The 20,675-nt window shown below is 46.9% G+C and carries 15 protein-coding genes; 8 read left to right on the top strand and 7 right to left on the bottom strand.

The genetic code is table 11. From position 1 onward, the window contains the following. Positions 1–61: 61 nt before the first annotated feature. The 3 genes from lysA (at position 62) to uppS (ending at position 3,902) form a co-directional block, all read left to right on the top strand. Positions 62–1,543 carry a diaminopimelate decarboxylase gene (gene lysA, locus AC2VDX_RS04400; RefSeq protein WP_378176281.1) on the top strand — a complete coding sequence of 494 codons (1,482 nt, stop codon included), beginning with the start codon at positions 62–64 and terminating at the stop codon, positions 1,541–1,543. Positions 1,544–2,241: 698 nt separating this feature from the next. Then, a complete protein-coding gene (gene cdaA / locus AC2VDX_RS04395) occupies positions 2,242–3,156 on the top strand; it encodes a diadenylate cyclase CdaA (RefSeq protein ID WP_378176278.1) in 915 nt (304 codons plus the stop codon). After that, positions 3,153–3,902: an undecaprenyl pyrophosphate synthase gene (uppS, locus tag AC2VDX_RS04390; protein WP_378176275.1), complete on the top strand. Its 750-nt coding sequence runs from the start codon at positions 3,153–3,155 to the stop codon at positions 3,900–3,902. Before cdaA ends, uppS begins: the two co-directional genes overlap by 4 nt. Positions 3,903–4,182: 280 nt before the next feature. Here uppS and AC2VDX_RS04385 read toward each other — a convergent pair whose 3' ends face one another. The 4 genes from AC2VDX_RS04385 to AC2VDX_RS04370 all read right to left on the bottom strand — a co-directional run bounded on the left by AC2VDX_RS04385 (position 4,183) and on the right by AC2VDX_RS04370 (position 7,964). Further along, complete coding sequence (locus AC2VDX_RS04385) at positions 4,183–4,455, bottom strand: DUF3143 domain-containing protein (protein WP_378176272.1); 273 nt, start codon at positions 4,453–4,455, stop codon at positions 4,183–4,185. Between the two features lie 38 nt (positions 4,456–4,493). After that, entirely contained in the window at positions 4,494–5,093 is a 600-nt protein-coding gene (locus AC2VDX_RS04380) for a J domain-containing protein (protein WP_378176369.1), read from the bottom strand. Between the two features lie 601 nt (positions 5,094–5,694). Next, on the bottom strand, positions 5,695–7,098 hold the full coding sequence (locus tag AC2VDX_RS04375) for an O-antigen ligase family protein (RefSeq protein WP_378176269.1): 1,404 nt from the start codon (positions 7,096–7,098) through the stop codon (positions 5,695–5,697). Positions 7,099–7,121: 23 nt separating this feature from the next. Continuing rightward, on the bottom strand, positions 7,122–7,964 hold the full coding sequence (locus tag AC2VDX_RS04370; protein WP_378176266.1) for a YaaW family protein: 843 nt from the start codon (positions 7,962–7,964) through the stop codon (positions 7,122–7,124). 80 nt (positions 7,965–8,044) lie between these two features. On the opposite strand from AC2VDX_RS04370, the gene AC2VDX_RS04365 reads away from it, so the two are divergent. Next, complete coding sequence (locus AC2VDX_RS04365) at positions 8,045–9,139, top strand: NAD(P)/FAD-dependent oxidoreductase (protein WP_378176263.1); 1,095 nt, start codon at positions 8,045–8,047, stop codon at positions 9,137–9,139. Between the two features lie 49 nt (positions 9,140–9,188). Here the strand turns inward: AC2VDX_RS04365 and AC2VDX_RS04360 are convergent, their stop codons facing one another. Further along, entirely contained in the window at positions 9,189–9,485 is a 297-nt protein-coding gene (locus AC2VDX_RS04360) for a hypothetical protein (protein WP_378176260.1), read from the bottom strand. Here AC2VDX_RS04360 and AC2VDX_RS04355 point away from each other — a divergent pair. Beyond that, on the top strand, positions 9,484–10,443 hold the full coding sequence (locus AC2VDX_RS04355; protein ID WP_378176257.1) for an orange carotenoid protein N-terminal domain-containing protein: 960 nt from the start codon (positions 9,484–9,486) through the stop codon (positions 10,441–10,443). The two genes, AC2VDX_RS04360 and AC2VDX_RS04355, sit on opposite strands and share 2 nt — an antisense overlap. Before the next feature lie 162 nt (positions 10,444–10,605). Here the strand turns inward: AC2VDX_RS04355 and AC2VDX_RS04350 are convergent, their stop codons facing one another. Further along, positions 10,606–12,036, bottom strand: a complete 1,431-nt coding sequence (locus tag AC2VDX_RS04350) for a CCA tRNA nucleotidyltransferase (RefSeq protein ID WP_378176254.1) — start codon at positions 12,034–12,036, stop codon at positions 10,606–10,608. Between the two features lie 174 nt (positions 12,037–12,210). Here AC2VDX_RS04350 and AC2VDX_RS04345 point away from each other — a divergent pair, with 174 nt between their 5' ends. From AC2VDX_RS04345 to AC2VDX_RS04335, 3 genes are all read left to right on the top strand, one after another. Further along, positions 12,211–12,459 carry a Ycf34 family protein gene (locus tag AC2VDX_RS04345; RefSeq protein ID WP_378176251.1) on the top strand — a complete coding sequence of 83 codons (249 nt, stop codon included), beginning with the start codon at positions 12,211–12,213 and terminating at the stop codon, positions 12,457–12,459. A gap of 667 nt (positions 12,460–13,126) precedes the next feature. Then, positions 13,127–15,613, top strand: coding sequence for an ATP-binding protein (locus AC2VDX_RS04340; RefSeq protein WP_378176247.1), 2,487 nt, complete (start codon positions 13,127–13,129; stop codon positions 15,611–15,613). Positions 15,614–16,046: 433 nt separating this feature from the next. Then, complete coding sequence (locus AC2VDX_RS04335) at positions 16,047–16,472, top strand: response regulator (RefSeq protein ID WP_378176366.1); 426 nt, start codon at positions 16,047–16,049, stop codon at positions 16,470–16,472. 559 nt (positions 16,473–17,031) lie between these two features. Here AC2VDX_RS04335 and AC2VDX_RS04330 read toward each other — a convergent pair. After that, entirely contained in the window at positions 17,032–20,388 is a 3,357-nt protein-coding gene (locus AC2VDX_RS04330) for an EAL domain-containing protein (RefSeq protein ID WP_378176244.1), read from the bottom strand. Positions 20,389–20,675: the final 287 nt, after the last annotated feature.

Below are 20,675 nucleotides of genomic sequence, written 5' to 3'. Positions count from 1 at the left end.
TGTAGACTGAAAAACGAGACGCATTCACGCCTGTTAAGCATCCAAGGACAACTATTAGATCATGCTATCGACTCAACCAGTCGGAGTTCAAAATTCTGGACGGCAATATTTACCGCCTACGCCTACAACCCGTACAGACGCAAATCATCGCGTCAGTGTAGAAACTCGCTCACCGAATCAGGAACTTTTACCCCTGACATCTGGGGTTAACAACCGCGACTGCCTGGAAATTGGTGGTTGTGACGTAACGAAACTCGTGCAGCAATTTGGTTCACCTCTCTATATTTTGGACGAAGAAACGCTGCGGACAGCTTGTCGTCAATATCGGGATGGTTTTAGCCGCTATTATGGCGGTGAGTCTCAGGTGCTGTATGCTTCTAAAGCCTGGAGTTGTCTAGCCGTTTGCGCGATCGCGGCGAGTGAAGGCTTGGGGATCGATGTCGTGTCTGGCTGCGAACTCTACACGGCGCTGCAAGCTGGCGTCAGTCCCGACAAAATTTATTTTCACGGCAATAACAAATCCCGTGAAGAACTGACTCTAGCTGTCGAAACCGGCTGCACGATTGTAGTAGACAACTGGCTAGAGTTACGCACCCTCGCTGATTTTGGATCGAGACAAGCGGGTAAGGAATCAGAGGTTATTGAGTCCCCAGAGCAATTTAATCATCCCAAATCCCAAATCCGGATCGTGCTGCGGTTCACCCCTGGCATCGAATGTCATACTCACGAATACATCCGCACCGGACACCTCGATAGCAAATTTGGCTTCGATCCTAACCAATTAGAGGAAGTCTTTGCCTTGCTCGGCCAGCAGTCAACCTTGGATTGTATCGGGTTGCACGCCCACATCGGTTCCCAAATCTTTGAGAAGCAACCCCATCACGATCTCGCGGGGGTTTTGGTGGAGTGGTTTAAGAAAGCTGCAAACAAGGGATTACCCGTCAAAGAATTAAATGTGGGAGGTGGCTTAGGAATTCGTTACACCGAATCAGACGATCCACCCAGTATTGACGAGTGGGTAAAAACCGTCAGCGATGCCATCACCGAAGCCTGCCAATCCCAACAAATCCCCTTACCTAAATTATTGTGCGAACCAGGGCGATCGCTCATTGGGACTGCTTGCGTCACCGCCTACACCGTAGGCTCATCAAAAGTCGTTCCCGACATCCGCACCTACCTATCCGTTGATGGCGGAATGTCTGACAATCCCCGTCCTATCACCTACCAATCCCTCTATCGAGCCGTCGTTGCCAACCGGATGTCGGCACCTTTGACGGAAACCGTCACCCTTGCCGGTAAACACTGCGAATCTGGAGACATTCTGATTAAAGAAGCATCCCTGCCGAAAACTGAGCCGGGAGATATTCTCGTCGTCATGGGCACGGGTGCCTACAATTACAGCATGGCTTCTAATTACAATCGCCTGCCTCGTCCGGCAGCGGTTTTAGTAGGTCGAGGAGAAGCTAATCTGATTTTGCAGCGGGAAACCTACCAGGATTTAATTCGGCAGGATCGCCTACCTGAGCGATTAGTAGTTAGTTAGATGGGTAATTTTTTTATTTTGCACCAATGCCGTCAACTAAAATCCCTGCCCCTTAATCCCCCTTAATTCAAGGGCTACCGTGTACACACAAGTGGCTTATTTTGCAAGGGGCGCTCCCAGACAAGAGCAAGAACAGCCCTTTCCCGATTCTGGGAAGGGGAGCCATATTCAAAGCCCCTCTCCGTGTCGGAGAGGGGTTTGGGGATAGGTCTGCCGACTTGTGTGTACACGGTAGATTCAAGGGGGAGGGCACAAGCTTTCCCCTTTAAACGCGGGGAATACAGCGGCTGGCAATTGGGTGCCGTACATTCTGACCTCTCCCCAACGCCTCTCCTCTTAAAAGAGGGTTAGGGAGAGGTAGGGAAGGGGCCAGGGGGTTAGGTCTGTATTTCACTTAGATGAAAATCGCTATTATAGTCGATTGATGCAAGATGTCAGTAATCGGAACCCACGATTCACTATCTAATTAGCGACTACCCAAGGTGGCGCTTTAGCTAAAATCGAGCCTTAAGGGCAAAAGAAAGTAAAAAATAGAAACAGCAATTAGCGATTAACTGTTTAGGTGGGACGTAACCACAGGTACACTAGATTTAGACTCTAAACAGATAACTTAAAGTTAATAGCTAACCGCTCTCCTGGCTTTTTGCCTTTAAACTCGCCCGTATCCAGCAAACTTCAGCAAACCTGATAAAAGTTCAATGAATTCGGGTCCCGGTCAAGACCCTTCCGCAACTTCGACCTTGTTGCTTCAAAGCCTTGATATTGTTTTAGTTCTCATCCTCACGTATCTGGTGCTACTCTTTATCGGGGAGCGTCGCACATTGTGGATGGTACGGGGTTTGATTGTCTTAATGCTAGCCTCAGCGGTGAGTAATCGCCTGGGGCTAGTACTGTTGAGTTTTGTGCTGGAAAAGTTGGTAGTTGGCTCGGCTGTGGCGATGGCTGTCATTTTCCAGTCAGAATTTCGTCGGTTTCTAGAACAATTGGGCAGGGGAGAACTGATGCAGTTGCTGCAACCCTCCCGACGAGCAATTCCCAAAGCGGATAGTGTTATTGATGAGATTGTGGATGCGGTCAAAGAATTGTCCCAAAACCGCACGGGTGCGTTGATCGTACTGGAAACGACGGGACCAATTGATGAGCGGGATTTTTCCGTTCAAGGCGTCAAGTTAAATGCTGAGGTTTCTAAGGAACTCCTACAGACCATCTTTCAAACATCTACGCTACTGCACGACGGCGCAATATTCATTAGTGGCTCCCGCATTGTTGCCGCTGGGGTGATTCTGCCCCTTTCTGAGCGCACGGCGTCGCGGCAGCTGGGGACGCGGCACCGGGCGGCAATGGGAATTACGGAGCGAGTCGAAAATTGCCTATGTATCGTTGTATCTGAAGAAACAGGCTCTATTTCCTTGGCGGAGCGGGGGAGCCTGAATCGCCCCCTAACCAGCAGTAAACTGAAAGAACTCCTAGAGGCGCGATTCTCCACGTCAAGCGAAGAGAGAGCCGTCGCCCCCGGTCTACGCAGTTTGGGACGTCAGATTAGCGATCGGGGAAAGGCACTGGTTTCGCGTTTGCTTCGTCTTCCACCACCGGGTTCTCGTGACAAGAAATGACTTCAAAATCAACTGTCTTACAAAATTTGCCTGCTGACCTCGATCGAGACCGTCTGCCAAAGCATGTGGCAGTAATCATGGATGGAAATGGTCGATGGGCCAAACGCCAAGGGCTACCTCGAATTATGGGCCATCGGCGAGGGGTCTATGCGCTGAAGGATTTACTGCGCTGCTGTAAGGATTGGGGAATTCCAGCGCTGACTGCTTATGCGTTTTCTACGGAAAATTGGAAACGACCGCTGGAAGAGGTTGATTTTTTAATGACCTTGTTTGAGCGGGTGTTGCGGCAGGAACTCCGGGAAATGGTGCAGGAGAATGTGCGAATCAATTTTATGGGAAATTTAGCTGATTTACCGCGAAGTCTCCAGGCAGAAATTGAGCGGTCAATGGCTGAAACTCAGGACAATGCCAGCATTCAGTTTACTGTGGCAACTAATTATGGGGGACGCCAGGAAATTCTGCAAGCTTGCCGAGCGATCGCAACTCAGGTGCAGCAAGGTCTTTTACAGCCTGATGAAGTTGATGAAGCTTTGTTTTCACGCCACCTCTATACTGCCAAAGTTGGCGATCCCGACCTGCTGATTCGCACCAGTGGGGAAATGCGCCTCTCGAACTTCCTGCTGTGGCAATTAGCTTATGCGGAACTCTATATCACAGAGACGCTATGGCCCGATTTTGATCGGACGGAGTTTCACCGGGCATTGTGTACCTATCAACAGCGCGATCGCCGCTTTGGCAAAGTATGAATATTGCCAAAGTATGAATAAATTTTGTAGAGACGCGATATATCTGACATCTTGCACCATTCTCAGTAAGCCCAAATTCCGCCTTGAACTCAAGTTCAAGGCTCATAGCTCAAGTCCATTGAAATGGACTGAAATTCTTACTGAGTCTTCTCTTAGAAGACTTGATTCTGAAAGCCCAGGGGTTTAAATCCCTGGCGGGTAATGCGACTGGTGCAAGATGTGAGATACTATCGCGTCTCTGTTTTGAGGGATTTCTTGAACTCAAAACTCAAAACTTTTTCTAAGGGCCTGCAAAAACGGCGTCTTCTACATCTTGGCGAGTCAGGGAATATTTGAAGGAGCGCAGGATATCTCGTCCGCCTTCACCCGCTTCTAGATAGCGCACGGTTAGCTCCTCCACATCTAGAGACAGTTCTGCTTTCCAAAAAGGTCTAGCAATGTGCCAGCAGTGCAGCTGAGTTCGATCTTGTTGACATCCCATCTTTTTGAGCCACTGTTCAAGATCGGGCAAGGGATGGTTATAGAGGGGCGTATCAGCAGTGGGAAGAGTCATAGGTCGTTTTAAGTTGGCTAGGGGCGGATTTTCCCAGATTATCTGTCATCCGACCAGTAGATTGAATCAACCCGCCTGTTTTGAGGGATGAGTGGGGCAAGGCGCGACCCAGATGCCACGGGTTTAGATAGATGATGAGGATGAGGAGTCGCCTGCTGTTCGGCTGGTTGCAGGGTTTGTAGACCGGAAACCTGGAAAGCAGCTTCTCCCCGCGTTAAGCCAATGGCGATCGCTAACAGTAGGCAACCCACAAAGGTTAAACCCATGATGAATAGGGCAAAAACCTCTCCTGAAGAGAGGGGGCGGTCGGTTGGATCTAAGTAGGCTGAGGAGGAATATGCCTTTTTGGGTTGGGAAACCGGAGGATTCAAGTTTGGCGGTGCTTGAATTACGCTAATGCGGGAATAGCCAATTTTCAGGTCATAAGCCACTCGCCGTTGTGGGTTACTGAGGGTGGAATAGGCTTCATTTAGCTGCTGGAACTTAGCCGTTGCTGTTTTAGCGGGCAATTCTGTGGTATCGGGATGGTAGCGTTTGCTTAATTCTCGATATGCCCGCCGAATCTCGATCGGCGTCGCCGAGGGATGCAGCCCTAGCAAAGCGTAATGACTGGTCGCCAAGGTTGTTTCATATGGTATCCTGCGACCTTCATGATTCGGATTTTCCCTGTTTTGAGTCACCGCAGCTTCACTCTGCCTGGTTAAGAGTGGTTTTCAATTATTCTAAGCGATCGCATGGGACGCCCCACATTGTCTCGTAGCATCGAATGCTGGGGCTATTGCGTTTAAGCTTGCCTTCGCGGGGTATAGAGCAATCCTTTTTGAGTTGTGAGATGCCAGTGCTTCAGATCCCCGACTTCTTGGAGAAGTCGGGGATCTCGCCTTTATGAATCTGTTTAGGACTGCTATAAAAGCAACCCCTGTCAAGCCTATAGCAGCTATTGCGATAACCAATGATATTAATATTAGATATTTACAGGACTTACGCAACATCACCACATCTGAGGGCAACCACAGAGGGATTGAACCGACAAGAACGCTATATGTATAAGCTTTGCGTAAGTCCTGATTTAGTAACAAAACAGAGAATTTAGGGAAATTTCCAGAATGGCGCTCACCTTAAGGATAATATCTAGAAGTGTGGAAATGACTAACTTAAAGTAATATCGCAATCCTATTTGAGTTGTGAGCCAGCCCTTCAGATCCCCGACTTCGTAAGAGTTGCCCTAGGATCTCGCCTTCACGAATCATTTAGGACTGCTATAGCGATCGCTCTCTTTTGATAAACTACTCCACAAATCGCTGCGAAAAGCAACCATCCCAAGGTATTCACCCGTAAATCAAAGAGGGTCACGTCTACAGTATTAAATAAAGTACAGGCACCAAAAGCAACTAAATAACTGAATAGAATTAACCTATATTGTAGGGACGGGATTAATCGCGTTGCCAATACTAGGACAGCTTGAACCATCACCCAGCCAACTAAACCACAGAAGAAAATGGTTGCGGGGATGCCAGTTTCAGCAGTTAACATTAACAGCAAACTGTGAGGATGTCCCAGCCAAACTTTCATCTGTGCCTCGTAGAGTGGGGTAAAATTCCTTAAACCCCAGCCCGTCCAGGGACGTTGCTGAGTCATCGACCAAGCAAACTGCCACTGAGTTGTTCGTAACAGCGCCACAGGTCGATCTGGATACATTTGGTCGGTGAGTCGCGCCCAAAAGTAATAGGGGACAATCGTGCGAAGCCATTCTCGCACGGGTGAAGGGCCAAAAGCTGCCCAGAGGATGCTAGTAGCAATACCTGTAACTATGGCAACTAGCCAACGCCAACCTTGATAGAAGGCAAAGGTAAGACAGCTGAGAACGACAATCGCCCAAGCATTGCGGGAATTCGTCAAAATAAGTGCAGCTGCATTTCCAATTACCGCTACACTCAGAAACCCCATTCGCCAAGTAATAGGAGGAAAAATATATTTTCTTTTGCCTTGTGCTTCCCCGCTTTTCTCTAGCGTAGCGGCGCGTAAGCGAGAAGGTTGGGGCGATCGCTTTTTGCTTTCTTCAATCCACAATCCCAGCCCCAGAATAAACACAATTTGCAGATATCCTGCCAAAATGTTGGCATACATAAATACCGCAGCCATCCGCCCGATGGGATTGCCTTTGGGTTGCAGCGCCCAACCTAGGATACCTGGCAATGGCGCTGGACTCCCCCAACCCAAAAATAGCTGTCCCAAGCCAAGAATCACCACTGGTACGGAAGGCAGCACCAAAATCCAAGCTAACCGTCGTAGTTGTGCTGGTGTCTGAATAAGTTCGCTATAGGCAGCAAAAAAGATGAAAAAGGGGAAGAAATTAAACAATCCCAGCAAGGCTTCTAAAGGAAAAGGGGCGAAACCCGCTGAAATAATTATCCAGGCGCAAAAGATAGCGAATCCGCGATTGAGAGGGCGTCGGATAATCGTGGGATGTTTTTTTCTGTAGGTGCCGACTAATCCGATAAATATTCCTACAGCACCCAGAATTGGAATCAAGGGGAAAATCAGGAACCCCAGTTGAGCATAGTTCCAAGATGCTTGCAAGCTGGGGTCAGGATGCCGACTTAAAAATGGGAAATTAAAAATTAAAAACGGGGATTTCTTCATTTTTAATTTTTAACTTTTAATTCCTAAGCAGGTTCCCAGCATTCGGCACGAGTCAGGCGAATTTGCGCTAAGGCAACGATGATGGGGATAATCCGACCATAGTTGGTAGCGATCGCTCTCCAGCCCAAATCGGCAAAAAACCACGCCCACATCGCGGGTCCCACCAAGGCAAATACACTGCGGAGGGCACCATAACGGGCAGCACTCATTGCCATCCCCCGCTTAGCTGTTTGCATCACCACGTAATTTTGGAACTGTGCAGCAGCCGCAGCACTGCCTTGGATAACAGTTTCTTTGGCGACTTGATAGCTAGCAAAGTGAATCGCAAATTGACGGGCAAGTTGTTGTAGCAGCAGCGGTTGGACAATCGAACTGACGGCTAAGGCACTGCCCCCCTTAACGAGTAAAGCCATCGGGTCGTGCTGCAATTGTAATGGCAGGGGTTCGGAGAGTTGAGACTTCGCTAGCGATCGCTGTACTCTGGCGGTTAACGCTTTCTGTTCGTGTCGTGGCATTTGTTTCCACGCCCGACCCATCAGGTTGAGAAATACTTCTGCTTCTAAATCAGTCGTCGAAAGTTTTGCCGAATAGGGAATTTTCAGATATCGACAAACTTGGATCAAAATTTGGCGATAAGTTACTTCACCCGTGCGTCCTCGCAAAACCGTCACTCCATCCGCCGCTAAAAAGCGAAATCTCTGTTCGATAGCATCCAACCAAGCTTCGCGGTCTTGGCTTTGGATATCGATCGGGTCAGGTGTCTGAACGTAATCTAAGGGGTTAAACTTGCGGCGAAATAGAATATCTGTCAGTTGCTGTAACTCTTCTTCTGTGGCTAATTTCAGCGCGGCTCTCAGCTCGTCCAACTTCAATTCCTCCCAGACCCCAGATTCGGTGCTGTCCCTTATTCTACTTCTATATACTTGAAGACTGAGGGTTATCAGTAGTGTTTGATGTCGCCGTAATTGGTGCGGGTATCGCGGGACTGACCGTTGCTCAACAGTTGCACCAAGCTGGATATAAAGTGGTCGTCGTTGACAAATCTCGTGGTGTTGGGGGAAGGGTGGCAACGCGCCGATTGCAGGGTACTTGTGCCGATCATGGCTTGCGCTATTTAGAACCCCAAGGGCAGTTAATTGAGAAGTTTATTGATGTTTTGCGGGTGAAGCAAAGCGATTTTGAAGGAAATCGGGGGATTCTTCAAGTCTGGACGAATCCTGTTTACGAATGGGAACCCGCAAAGCTGAATTCATCCTCGATCCTTCCCCGTTATGTGGCACCAATGGGGATGAATGCGATCGCTAAATTTCTCGTCACAGGTTTAGAAATGCGGTTGAATCAACGGGTACAAGAAATTACCCCAACTGATGAGAAAGCTTGGCATCTTACTTTTGAGCAGACCGATAAATTAACTGCTAAGGCTGTCGTTGTGGCAATTCCAGCGCCTCAAGCTTTGATGCTACTGGAACCCTTAGCCAAAACCATACCAACTGAATTTCTGGATAGTTTACGCACTGTGGAGTTTGACCCCTGCCTCAGTGTAATGGCGGGTTATCCAGCTTCTCGACAGCAAGATTTAAGTAATGTAGAGACGGGAAATTTGCGGTTACAGCCAGATGTTACACGCGACTCTGACTTAGCGTGGATTGGCTTAGACAGCAGCAAACGCCCCAATCCCCAGATGCCTCTGTTCGTGCTACAAAGCACCGCTGAATTTGCCAAACGTTACCTGGACGCCGAAGATTTAAACCCAGCGGCAAGCCAGATGTTATCCCGTGCCGCACAGTTACTCATTCCGTGGCTGGATTCTCCCGAATGGTTTCAAATCCATCGCTGGCGCTATGCTTTCCCCAGTCGTCCTTTGGATCGAGATTGCCTAGACGCTGGGACACCATTGCCCCTAATTTGTTGTGGCGATTGGTGTGGAGGAAACTTGGTAGAAGGGGCGATGAATTCTGGATTAGCTGCTGCTGTCAAAATTAATCAACAGATGGAAATGCGATCGCTACCAGGAGAAAGTTTTTTAGAAGCGCTCGCTTAGCATTGCCCAATCTAATATTATAAAACCAAATACAACCCAGTTGTGGCAACTACGGAGCCAACTGCCCAAAGTTACTGATTTTCAAGGCGATCGCGTTCAGCGAACACAAGTATTTACATACTGTTTCATAATACTTCGGGGGGTTGAAATTGCCATCAACCCTACGCCCTGTATGAAGAAAGCCGATTCGTAGCCGTCCTAGATGGCGCGATCGCTGTATCGCATTATGTAAAATTTTATTTACATAATGTAAAGTTTTGTTATATCCTTTAAGACAGGAGACAAAGATTCGTAAACCAGAAGTTTCTGGATTAACACTTTTAACGAATCTAAATAATGCATCCATGACCTATACGATCGAGTCCGCACAAGGCATTTTCCCTGGAACTCAGATTGCTAATGCGGTTCCAGCTACCACGGAAGCTTTCGATAAGCTCAGCGTTGACGATCAACTGGCATTACTTTGGTTTGCCTACACCGAAATGGGTGTTTCAATTACTCGCGCCGCCACAGGAGCCGCCCGCATGATACTAGCGGAAGGTTTACTAGCCCAAATTAAGCAGATGCCAGCTGCCGCCCAAACGAAAGTTATGGAGGATCTTGCTAACCATGCCGACACTCCCATCAGCCGTTCCTATTCTTCTTTCAGTGTCAACACCAAGCTGGGTTTTTGGTATGAGTTAGGAGAGTTGATGGCAAAAGGCATCGTCGCTCCCATCCCCCCTGGCTATCAAATGACACCTGAAGCCTCAGCAGTGCTAGAAACCATCAAGAAACTCGATCCGGGTCAGCAAATCACAGTTTTGCGGAATACCGTAATTAACATGGGATTCGATCCGGCTCTCAACGATTACGCAAAACCCGAAGATCCCTTGATGTCACCCACCGAGCTAGCTTCTCGTCCGAAGGTCAGCATTGATGGCATCAGTGAGCCTACAGTGCTGAACTATATTCAAAACATGAACGCATTTGACTTTGAAGCTGCTGTGGCTCTATTTGCGGAAAAGGGAGCATTACAACCGCCCTTCCAGAAGCCAATTGTCGGTCGTGAAGCTATTTCTGCATATATGCGCGAAGAATGCCAGGGACTCAATATGATGCCACAGAAAGGCGTATCTGAGCGTATAGAAGATGGTTATACGCAGCATAAAGTCACAGGCAAAGTAGAAACTCCTTGGTTCGGTGCCAGCGTTGGGATGAACATTGCGTGGCGGTTCTTACTAGATCCCCAAGGCAAAATTTTCTTCGTGGCGGTTGACTTACTGGCATCCCCTAAAGAACTACTAAACCTAACTCGTCAGTAGAACGCTAAGTATAGTTGCTGAGATAAGATAAGGCATAAATAATCGGCTTAGCAACAAAAACTGTAGGGTGCTAGGATAAGCACCCTACATTACTGCTTGAGTCTGCAAGACATCAAATTTTTCACCCAAACCCCTCATAACTCCCAAAAAAGTGATGCAATTTTACCGCTCGTCAAGTAGTTGGGAAACTAATTTTATGGCTTCTGCGGGAGTGGAGATTTTACCTTCAGCCCGTGCCAGTCCAATAGCGGTGAGAAGTTTACCAACTTGTGGCCCAGATGGGAGATTGAAAGTTTGGATCAAATCTTTGCCAGTGACGAGGGGCGCGGGATGAGCAACTGGGTCGTCAGGAGTAAGATAGCGGTTAATGAGGGGTGTCAATTCTGCTACCGACACCCCAGATGCTACAGCCAGAACGAGGATGGCTGGAAAAACCTGTCCGGCTTCCCGAAAGAATAAATACTGCTCTCCTAAAGACATCTGAGATGATTGCAGCTGCGGCAACAATTTGAGTGCAGTGGTGATTGCGCGAACTTCAGCGCGACTGTACTTTAAATTCAATAATTCAGCCTCGGCTATTTCAGGCACGGGCGATAGTAGAGTTGCTAATTTCGCAATTCCCAACCAAGAAGTTTTTAAAGTATCGCCCACTAAGCTAGATAAAAAGATTGCTAATTCATGCCATGTTTCTCCCAGCACTACCGCTGAACGTTCAACCGCTGGCAAGATTGTAGAGAGATTTTTGGAACCTCTCCCCCAAACCCCCTCCCCGTCAACGGGGAGGGGGCTAAGAGGTGGGGTTATCGGCTGGTGGAAAATGGCAGATTCCCCCAATCCCTGTGGAAAAGGCGGGCTAAATCCCTCCAACCCCCCGATTGTTCCCTCTCCTTGCAGGGGAGGGTTAGGGAGAGGTTCAGGGCTAGTTGAGGCACTCTTAAACCAAGTTTGGAGTAAACCATCGTCAACGGCAGCAATAATCCAAGGAGTGCCTTTAGGAGTGTTAAGAAGATAGGCAAACTCTGCTTGCACTCGTTCTGCCGATACTTGCCCCAGCAAGGGCGCTAGTTGTCGAATCGCTGATTGGGTTTCCGGTTCAATGATAAAACCCAGCTGGGCGGCTTGTCGGTAGGCTCTTAATAGCCGTAAGGGGTCATCTTGGAGATTTTTGGGGGAAACCATACGAATGACGCCCTGTTGCAAGTCTGCATAGCCATTGAGGGGGTCGATGAGTTCGCCTGTGTGGGGATTGTAAGCGATCGCATTCATTGTATAGTCGCGCCGCTGCAAATCGATTTCTAGACTTGACCCTTCGGCTTGGGCAATATCAACAGTTGCCTGCTCAAATACGACTCTGGCAATCTGTCGCTGGGCATCTAACAACACAAACCCCGCTTTGTAGCGACTGGCAATCTTTCGCGCCGTTTTTACCGCATCCGCCAGTAAGACAAAATCTAGATCCCGGTACTCGCGGCGGCGTCCCAACAAGGCATCTCGCACGGCACCCCCCACCATATAAGCGGGTTGTGGGAGCAATTCCAGGCTAAAAGGCCAAGTTTTTGGCGATAGGGTAGAAGTTTCTGTGTTTAAGTGCATCTGTATACTTACCCCAGTTAGATAATTTTCTGAGTCCGCGCACAGGGACAAGCGTTTGTGTCGCTATGAATTTATTCGCCCCAACGACACATCGCCATAAAAATCAACCCAATAGGTAATTAATAGACGTGTTGACTGAGCTAGATTAACAGAAAAGCCTCTGGAGGCTGTGCTATGTGTATTTGTGTTAACTGCCAATACGTAGACCGCTGCACCACCTATCATGCGGTAGAAACGCAGCATCAGGTGCCTCACCTAACTGAAGACCCCGATTTTGAAGCCACTGAACCCACCATCAATGTCAATATCCGCACGCAGGGGGAAATGATTGAGATGGAGTGGGATGTTGTGGGTTGTCTCAGCTTTAAGCGGGAAACTGGCAAATGGGTTCGGTTGCGTCCCGGCGAGCTAGTGCCAACCTGAAAACATCTCGCGTCAGATGGCGCTAAGTTACACTGTTTTACCAAACTTTAACCCGACGGCTACTGCTACCTCAGTAGCCGTTTTGTTGCGTTTAGGTTAAAAAGAGGGAGAGTAGAGCGATCGCTTACCGGCAATTCAGGTGACTGCATAGAGTCAAACTTAGTCACGAAAAATATTGTGAATTACTAAGAAAAATTACTTGCTTCTTAATAGTTGATAACAATACAGACAACAAGAGTAACGATTGGCTAAGAATCTGCACTGTTTTAGAGTTTTTACAGTAATTAATAAACTAATGCTTTTTTTATCTGGTTGCGGCAACTATACCTAAGCAGGTAAGCAAAAATGAATATATCTGGTGGAGAAACTGGTGGAGATGGTAGTAGGGATTAGGCAAGCGATCGCTCTAAACCGCATTCCCTAATAATTAGCATAGTAATCTGAATTAATTTATGAAATATTAGCAACGATCGTTAGGAATTTTTAATAGCCCTTATCCCATTTTACTTTTGCGAGGATACACATTATCTTCCCCATTTCCCCGCGCTTACGCACTGCTACGCTTGAAAAAAGGGTAGCTAATAAGAAGCCTAATTTCTGAGTAAAGCGACTGGCTCTAACAGAATTTATCTAGCTTAATCTCACTCAAGAATACCAAGGCGGAGTTATGAATTTAAGCCATCATTTACCAAGAATAACACCGTTTTACGCCCGTAATAGAGCCGTCTTTGGACTGAGTCTTTTAATTGTCGCCGGATATTTAGGTAATTATTTCCGCTGGTCATTATTTTTCGATATTGATTTTCTATTTGGCAGCATTGCCGTTTGGATTGTAGTGTCTTTGTATGGCACAGGTTGGGGTACTTTTGCAGGCTTCATTTCTGGCATTTGTACCTATGTTATTTGGCATCATCCATACACGGTAATTACCTTTACTCTTGAAGCATTCTTTGTCAGTTTATTATTTCATCGTCTACGCCAGAATATCGTGCTGCTAGACGGAATTTTTTGGCTGTTGATCGGAATGCCTCTCATCTGGCTGTTTTATGCAATTATCTTGCACGTAGATACTACACAAGCGCTGATTATCCTGTTAAAGCAGCCTGTAAACGCGATTTTCAATGCTTTAATTGCTAGCTTAATGCTGACTCATTTACCGATTCATAAATGGCTAAGTCGTCCTCAAGCAGTTAGTACGCTTTCCTTGCAACAAACTGTATTTAATTTGTTAGTAGCTTTTGTTTTTTTTCCTACTTTAATTCTTATAATTTTAGACAGCCGCCGCGTAATTGACAACATCAAGACAACAGCTAATGCAGAACTCAAAGCAGCTTCTACAGATTTAGTTGTTGAAGTGCGTTCTTGGCATCAGCAACATCTAAAGATCGTTCAGGAATTCGCTCGGATTGCTGCTGACTCTGAGCTAACCCAATTGGATGCATTGCAGTCAAGTATAGAATTCGCTAAACGTACATTTCCGGATTTCCGTAATATTTATGTGGTCAATGCTGAAGGTAAAACAATTGCATCTTCCCCTAGCTTGAATGAAGCGGGAGAGTCCACTATTGGATTGAATCTCGCTGTTAAACCCTACTTCAAGGAAATAAATAATACTCTGCAACCTACTCTATCGGATGTATTAACCGGACAAAAAGTAGTTCTCAGTGTACCCCTACTGAGAGACAATCGCTTCCGTGGTTTAGTAATTGCAGAACTCGATTTGAACGGTATTGACGAACTCCTAAAATCAAATCTTGACGACCGGGGACTGCAAATTACTCTCGTCGATCGAAGAAAGTCTGTAATTGCTAGTACTCAGCCTGAGCGAGTAGCAATGCAAACATTTGATCGTCGTAAGGATGGCGAAATTCGTCTAATTGCGCCGATGACTTATCAGTGGCTACCGATAACTGGCAGTCGGCTTGTCATGGTGCGTTGGAACAATTCGTTCTTCGTGCAAGAGACTCCGATTGATAGCCAACTTCCGTGGACTCTAATTGCAGAATTGTCTGCGACACCATACGTCCGCCATATAGAGCGCGTTCATACTAATAGTTTAGCGATTTTGATGCTAATTTCAGCGATCGCGCTCATCTTCGCAACCCTTCTAAGTCGCAGCTTAGTTAGCCCTCTCTCAAAACTAGCCCAAGTGACGACAAACCTGCCTCATAAACTTCTAGAGCAAGAATTAATCGATTGGCCTAATAGTTCGGTGACAGAACTGGACGCTCTAGTTCGCAATTTCAAGTCAATGGCGGCGACGCTTAATCAAAAGTTTTCGGAAATCAAAAGCGTCAACGAAATACTTGAAGAGCGGGTGCAAGAACGTACCCAAAAATTATTAATTATTAATACAGAACTTGAAGCTGAAATTGCCGAACGAAAGCGAACCGAGGAAAAATTAAAAGCCTATACCTTCAAACTGGAACAAAGCAACCGGGAATTGCAAGACTTTGCCTTCGTCGCCTCCCACGACTTGCAAGAACCATTGCGGAAGATTCAAGCTTTTGGCGATCGCCTCAAACTCAAATACAGTGAATCCCTGACCAATGAGGGGAAAGACTACCTGGAGCGGATGCAAAAAGCGGCGCAACGGATGCAAACCCTGATTAATGACCTCCTAGCCTTCTCGCGGGTGACAAGCAAAGCTCAGCCTTTTACTCCCGTCAATATCACCAACGTGCTACAAGAGGTCTTGTCTGATTTGGAGGTGCATATCCATAAGGTAAGCGCACAAATAGAAATTGGCGATCTGCCAACGATTGATGCCGATCCGTCGCAGATGCGGCAATTATTACAAAATTTGATTAGCAATGCGCTGAAATTTCGGCGTGAGGAAGAAGCACCAGTCATCAAGATTTGGGGTCAGTTATTACAGGGGGACGAGCAGCTTTGGACACAAGAATTATCTGCTCGTCCGATGTGTCAAATTATGGTAGAAGATAATGGCATTGGTTTTGACGAGAAGTATCTGGATCGGATCTTCACAGTTTTCCAACGCCTACACGGTCGCAACGAGTATGAAGGAACGGGAGTTGGCTTAGCGATTTGCCGTAAAATAGTCGAGCGTCATGGTGGTAGTATCACCGCAAAAAGCATATTGGGGCAAGGAGTGACATTCATTGTCACGCTACCTGTTGAGCAATCTAAGTGAGAAATTTTATCATTTGAGATTTTATATTTTGGATGAAAAACCTTAGAAATTAACGCCATATGCAACTTTTTCTTAGCCCCCTTTTTCCAGGGGAGTTGGGGGATCGAAACTGATTGACTGACAAATCTCGGATGTGTAGGCTGAGTTTCGCGAACTCAACCCCACACTGGTGCAGTTTGTTGGGTAACGCGATCGCTCTACCATTCCCTACGATTTTTCTTAGCCCCCTTTTTCCAGGGGGGTTGGGGGGATCGAAATGTAAAGCCAATTTTGTCAGATTACCCCTAGCTTCCCTCACAAGGGGGAGAAATACACAAAGTTGCAAACTGCGTGAAATTAAGTCTCTTATAGGAATTGGAAATGATGCAACGATTCTGCAACTTGGTGTGAGTAAAACGCTGTGAATAAAGCTGGAAAATCAATTACTATCTTGATGGCTGACGATGATGAAGACGATCGTCTGCTAGCAAAGGATGCATTAGAAGAATGCCGACTCGCTAACGATCTGCACTTTGTTGTAGATGGTGAGGATCTGATGGATTATCTTTACCATCGGGGTAAGTATGCCCAGTTAATAAAGTCGCCCCGCCCAAGTTTAATCCTGCTGGATCTGAATATGCCTAAAAAGGATGGACGGGAGGCTCTCCAAGAAATTAAAGGCAACCCCGAACTGCGACCTATTCCAGTTATCGTGCTGACTACATCAAAGGCTGAGGAAGACATCTATCGCACTTACGATTTAGGTGCAAACTCTTACATTGCTAAGCCAGTCACATTTGAATCCCTCGTTTCCGTGATGAAAACTTTGGGAAAATACTGGTTTGAAATTGTTGAATTACCGCTAAATGAAGCGGGATAAACACTATAAAATAAAACTTTGCAGAATTAATAGGTTAGGGTTTGCGATTGCGAAACTCAATATTAAGCAATCCTAAATTTCGGTAATTTAATCAGGGCAAATGACCTAACCCAATACTTCTTGGATAAGCGACAATTTGAAACCACGTAGGTTGGGTTAAGGTATCGAAACCCAACGCTAATATTAGGTTGGTTGGGTTTCACTCGCGCTCAACCCAACCTACAATTTTTCCTAGCTAACTCCCTAACCCAAGACTTCTTGGATAAGCAACAATTTGAAACCACGTAGGTTGGGTTGAGGTAACGAAACCCAACGCTAATATTAGGTTGGTTGGGTTTCACTCGCGCTCAACCCAACCTACAATTTTTCCTAGCTAACTCCCTAACCCAAGACTTCTCGGATAAGCGACAATTTGAAACCACGTAGGTTGGGTTGAGGTATCGAAACCCAACGCTAATATTAGGTTGGTTGGGTTTCAACAATTTTTCCTAACTAAATTTCGGTAATTTAATCATGGAAAGCGAGTAATTATTTTTTACCCATTCCCGATTACCCAAAATTATTGTGGCTTTACAAAGCTTGAGGCAAAACAATTAAAATCGGTGGTGAGCTGCTGTGCTGTAACAATTAATTCTTCTGCTTCCTCTTGAGTTAAGGGTTTAGAGAAAAAATATCCTTGCCCATATTCGCATTCCATTTCTCTGAGTTGCGAGAGTTGCTCGACTGTTTCCACCCCTTCTGCTGTCACATTCAGCTCTAAAGTATGAGCCAGGGTCACGATGGCGCGGACAATTTCTAAACTGTCGTCTTTGACCCCCATTCTGCTAATAAAAGAACGGTCAATCTTTAACTGATCGATGGGGAACCGATGCAGATAACTTAAGGATGAATAGCCAGTGCCGAAGTCATCAATATGCAGATGTACGCCCAAAGCTTTTAATTGGAAAAGCATTTTAATTGCCGATTCGGCGTTTTCCATGACTGCACTTTCAGTAATTTCTAACTTCAAACTTCGTGCATCCAGGCGGGTTTCCTGCAAAATTTGGTCGATTTGCTTAACTAAATCTGGTTGTAAAAACTGTTTACTGGAAAGATTAACACTGATCGTTAATAGTAACTCTGGAGAAAATTGCTGCTGCCAATCATGCATTTGGTAACACGCTTTGCAGAGTACCCACAGTCCGATGGGAACGATCAAACCTGTTTCTTCGGCAATTGGAATAAATTCCGCTGGAGAGATCAAACCGCGCTCTGGATGCTGCCAGCGTACAAGCGCCTCGAACCCGTCAAGTCTGCCAGTTGTCAATGACACAATGGGTTGATAGTGAAGCTGAAATTCATGCCGCTCGATCGCACGCCGCAAGTCGTTTTCCAGTTGCAAGAGTGCCACCGCGCGGGTGTGCATGGTGGTATCAAAGACTTCATGACGCGCTCTACCCATCGATTTGGCACGATACATGGCGGTGTCAGCATCGCGCAGGAGATTTTCCGGACAGTCATATCCGATTGCTGGGGCACTTTGCGAACCGCCCCCGATGGCAATGCCGATGCTTGCTGTCGAGAATACCTCTTGTTCGTTGAGGTTGAAAGGATACATGAGTTCTAAGTGGATGCGCTCGGCAATGTCAGTGGCATTGTTGATATTTCTGATATCTTCGAGCAGGATGGTGAATTCATCTCCGCCTAGCCGCGCGACTGTATCGCCACCCCGCAGGCAAGTTTTCAACCGCTGCGCGATCGCTACCAGCAATTGATCGCCTATCATGTGTCCCAAACTGTCATTAATCACCTTGAAGCGGTCAATATCTATAAAAAGGACGGCGAAGAAATAGTTACTGGTTCGTTTTGACCGTTCAATTGCCTGTCCCAACCGATCGATAAACAAGGCTCGGTTTGGCAAGCCAGTCAACACGTCATGAAAAGCATCATGGAGGAGTTGTTTCTCAACTTGCTTGCGCTCGGTGATGTCAGTCTGAGAACCAGCCATGCGAGAGGCTTTCCCATTAGTGTCTCGTACAGCCATCCCCCGAATTAGCATCCAAAGGTATGTTCCATCTTTGTGTAGTATGCGATGTTCGTTCTCGAAATGGGGGGTCAGCTCTTCGAGATGTAAAGAAATCTGCGCTTTCAACCGCTCTATATCCTCAGGATGGACTCGCTCAAACCAAGCATCCGGAGTATTGCTAATTTCGTTCTCCTCGCAGCCCAGCATGGATTTCCAGCGGGGAGAAAAATAAATTTCGTTGGTTTTTAAATTCCAGTCCCAAAGTCCGTCGTTAGCACCAGAAACGGCGAGTTCATAACGTTCTTGACTCTCACGCAATGCCTCCTGGGTTTGGGCAGCCGCAAGGGCAGCCTTTACGCGCTCGGTAATATCTTGGAAGGTAACGACTGCACCCACCAACTGACCATTTTCTCGAATGGGGGTGCTGATGTACTCAACGGGAAAACTCGTGCCGTCTTTTCGCCAAAAGACTTCTTCGTCTATTTGTTGAACTTTGCCATCGTGAAAGGCTGTATAAATTGGACACGCTTCTCGCGGATAGGGAGCGCCATCGGCTTTTGAATAATGGCAGATAAAATGTAAGGGCTTGCCAATGAGTTCTTCAACTTCCCATCCCAGCATTCTCGCAGCAGCTGGATTGACAAAGGTGGCATTTCCATGAAGATCCAAACCATAAATTCCTTCACCTGCTGAGTTGAGAATCAGTTCGTTTTGGTGGCGCAGTCGTTCAATTGCCTCTTCGGTTTGCTTGCGAACCGTGATATCGTTCTGCAACCCGATGAAGTTGATGAGTTTCCCTTCGTTATCAAAAACCGGGTTGATGGTGAGTTCATTCCAAAACGGTGTCCCATCTTTGCAGTAGTTCAGCAGTACACAGATAATAGGTTGCTTTGAGGCGATCGCTTCTCGCATCACTTTCACAACAGCGCGATCGCTATCTTTTCCTTGTAGGAAGCGGCAATTACGACCCATCACTTCCGCCGCCGAGTAGCCGGTGATGGCAGAAAAAGCCGGATTGACGAAGATAATGGGATTGTCAGGTAAAGTTGGATCTGTGATCGCTACTCCAGTTGTCAGGTTAGCGATCGCCGCAGCTAGCTGGCTGTTTTCGCGCATGGCTGCCCGGAGGGCTTCTTCTGCCTGCTTGCGTTTGGTAATATCGGCAGCCAAACCATCGATTCGGATGACATTCCCATTGGCATCACGCCCTAGATGAGCGCGATTGCGAATCCAACGCTCTTCCCCGTCAGGTCGGAAAATGCGATACTCTTCGTCTGTTGCACCGACTTGTGGTAAAGCTTGCGTCACAGCTTTCAATCGTTCTCGATCGTCTGGGTGAATCACCTCCAGCCAAAGGTTCGGGCGCTCGAAGAACTGGGAGACTGGACGACCATAAATTTCCGCCGCCGCCGGACTGATGTAAATCGGCTCCCAGGTGGTGGCTGAAACCGACCACACGCTGTCTTCGAGTGAGCCAAGGATGCTCTCCAGCCGCGATTCGCTCTCCCGCAGCGCCTCTGACGTTTTGACTCGCTCGATTGAGTAGCGGATCGCCCGCTCTAATAGCGGTGCATCCATCTTCCCCTTGACTAAGTAATCGGCGGCTCCCGCTTTCATCGCCGCAACGTCTACTTCCCGATCCCCTTGCCCCGTCAGCAAGATGAGCGGCGCTTTACAATTATTTAAAATTGCTTCTTTTAACAATTCCAAGCCGTTGTGCGCGCCAAGACGATAGTCTACTAAATAGACATCATGTTGATGCATCTGAATCTTTTCTAAAGCAGCATCATAACTGTCTACCCATTCCAGTTCAAACTTTTCTCTCTCAATTTCTGAGAGGAGATCGCGAGTAAGAACATAGTCATCCTCGTCATCCTCAATTAAAAGCACTTTTATGAAGTCTTTAGACATAAAATAATATTAGAAGCGAAATATCTCTATCTTAGAGTTCCTATCTCCACGGGTAAAGCTAGAGAAGTCGTCTCTCAGCCAGAGTTGCAAATTCAGTCACAACTGGTTTTTGGCTTGAGTCCTTACGCTCGTCACTCTTTAACAGTCTTAAGCATAACCAAATTTTAATTTGGCATCTGTCCGCAGGAGGAACTGCTGAAAATGCTTTTTAAAACTAAACAGCCAGTATAAATAAAACTGCTGGCGGCAAAACCCTCTCTACTAGCCGTCTCGATAACAATCTCAAG

It is taken from the genome of Coleofasciculus sp. H7-1 (assembly GCF_057473865.1).
Note: the sequence above shows the minus strand (reverse complement) of the source record. Positions and strands in the feature narration are given on the sequence as shown.